Annotated in this window: 1 protein-coding gene and 2 pseudogenes; all 3 read left to right on the plus strand. The window is 68.7% G+C overall.

The window, feature by feature from the left end:
* Positions 1-1302 (plus strand): annotated as a pseudogene (locus VGD20_RS13700) (helicase); the annotation flags it as partial.
* The gene (locus tag VGD20_RS13705; RefSeq protein WP_331134985.1) at positions 1302-1661 is read left to right on the plus strand and encodes an RNA-binding S4 domain-containing protein; all 360 of its coding nucleotides are present in this window, start codon (positions 1302-1304) and stop codon (positions 1659-1661) included. The pseudogene VGD20_RS13700 and the gene VGD20_RS13705, both read left to right, overlap by 1 nt.
* A 111-nt stretch (positions 1662-1772) precedes the next feature.
* Positions 1773-2056 (plus strand): annotated as a pseudogene (fdxA, locus tag VGD20_RS13710) (ferredoxin FdxA); the annotation flags it as partial.

Here is a 2056-nt window from a genome sequence, read left to right on the forward strand (position 1 = left end):
AACGCCGCGCTGCCCGTTGCGGTCGGCGCCGACGGCACCGTCGCCGTCGACGGCGAGCCGATCGGGACGCTCAAGGGTTTCCAGTTCAAGGTCGACCCGGTCGCGAAGGCGAGCGATCACCGCATGCTGCTGGCCGCCGCCGAGAAACATCTGCGCGCCGAACTCGCCCGCCGCGCAACCGCGCTTGCCGAGGGTGACGACAGCGCGCTGTCGCTCGTTGCCGAGCCGGGAACTACGCCGCGGCTCGCGTGGCACGGCCATGCCGTTGCAGCGCTCGCCAAGGGACCCACGCTCGTCCAGCCGTCGATCCAGATCGATCCGTCGCTACGCCGGCTCGAACTTCATCAGGTGCAGGCGATTGCCGAACGGCTGCAGCGTTTCGTCGCCGGGCAGCTCGCGCGCCACGCGGGCCCGCTCGCGGCGATGGGCGAGGCGGCGGGCGACCTGTTCACCCCGCCGCGCGTCCGCGCCTTGCTTGCCGCGCTGACCGACAACAGCGGTACGATCGGCCGCGCGGTGGTCGAGGATCAGCTCAACGCGCTGACCGCGGAAGAACGTCCGCTCTTGCGCAAGCTCGGCTTCACGATCGGCTCGCTCGATCTCTTCCACCCGGCGCTGCTGAAACCTGAAGCCGTCCGCTGGCGCGCCGCGCTGGTCGCCGCGCAACAGGGAACCCCGATCCCCACGCTGCCGCCGCATGGCGCGGTGCTGCAGAAGACAGGAAGCCATGCGGGATTGACGATCGCGGGCTTCCGCCGCTGTGCCTCGGGCTGGCTGCGCGTCGACATGGCCGAAAAGCTCGCGCGCCAGGCGCATGCCGCACGAATGCAGGCTTCGGCGCCGCCAACCGCACCGCTCGCCGGCCGCGAAGAGCATCATGACGATCCGGGCGAAGAGGCCCATAATGCGCTGCCGTCCGGTTTTGTGATCGACCCGGCGCTCGCGACCTCGCTCGGCCTCGACGAAGAGACGCGCCGAGCGCTGCTCGGCAGCTTCGGCTTTCGCGCCGTCGGTGAGCCCGAGCTGCAGCGCTGGCGCTGGTCGGGGCTGCGCAAGGCGACCGAGAAGCGCACCCGCCGCAAGCAGAATCGCAAGGGTGCCGGCGCGCCACGGGCAACGGCGAACGGGGAAACCCGGCGCCCGCCGATCGCCCAGGCAAAAGGCCGGCACGGCAAGCCGGACAAACCTCGCTCCGATATTCCGCGCGCGCCGCGCACCGATCGTCCCGAACGGCGCGGGCCGTCACCGAACAGCCCCTTTGCAGGCCTGGCTGCGCTCCTTGCGGACGCGCGCAAAGACTGATGGCCAGTCCGGGTGCAGCAGGAACGATCCGGCTGGACAAGCTGCTCTGGTTCCTGCGCTTCGCGCGTTCGCGCAGCATCGCGCAGGCGATGGTCGAGGCGGGCCATATCAGGCTCGACGGACGGCGCATCACGCGGTCCTCGTGCGCGGTGCATGTCGGGCAGACGCTCGTCCTGCCCGTCGGCGAGCGCATCGAAGTGGTACGGCTGCTGGCCCTGCCGCTGCGCCGCGGCCCCGCACCCGAGGCGCAAGCCTGTTATCGGCGGCTCGATCGCGCCGACGCCGCGCCCGAACCCTCGGCTATCGGCGCCGATGGAAATGCTTTGCACCCGGGGCGCCCCGATCGCCCTAATCAGTGAGAGTGATTCGCAACTGTCGCTTAGCGTTGACGCACTGCCTCCACGCGGCATAGAGGCGAGCCGTTAGAGAGCCGGACGGCCGATAGCCGTCACTTGAGGGAGCCTGAACCCATGACCTATGTCGTCACCGATGCCTGCGTCCGGTGCAAATATATGGACTGTGTCGAGGTGTGCCCCGTCGATTGTTTCTACGAGGGCGAGAATATGCTCGTCATCAATCCCAACGAATGCATCGACTGCGGCGTGTGCGAACCCGAATGCCCGGCCGAGGCGATCCTACCCGATACCTAGAGCGGGCAGGATAAATGGCTCGAGCTCAATTCGACCTTCTCGACGCAATGGCCGAACCTGACGCGCAAGAAGGACAGCCCCGCCGATGCCGACGAGCATAAGGG

This window comes from Sphingopyxis sp. (assembly GCF_036402335.1).
Lineage (GTDB): Bacteria > Pseudomonadota > Alphaproteobacteria > Sphingomonadales > Sphingomonadaceae > Sphingopyxis.

What these genes read in the sequence shown, in the direction of transcription:
- VGD20_RS13705 (WP_331134985.1), top strand. Translation starts at nt 1,302, where the DNA reads ATGGCCAGTCCGGGTGCAGCAGGAACGATCCGGCTGGACAAGCTGCTC.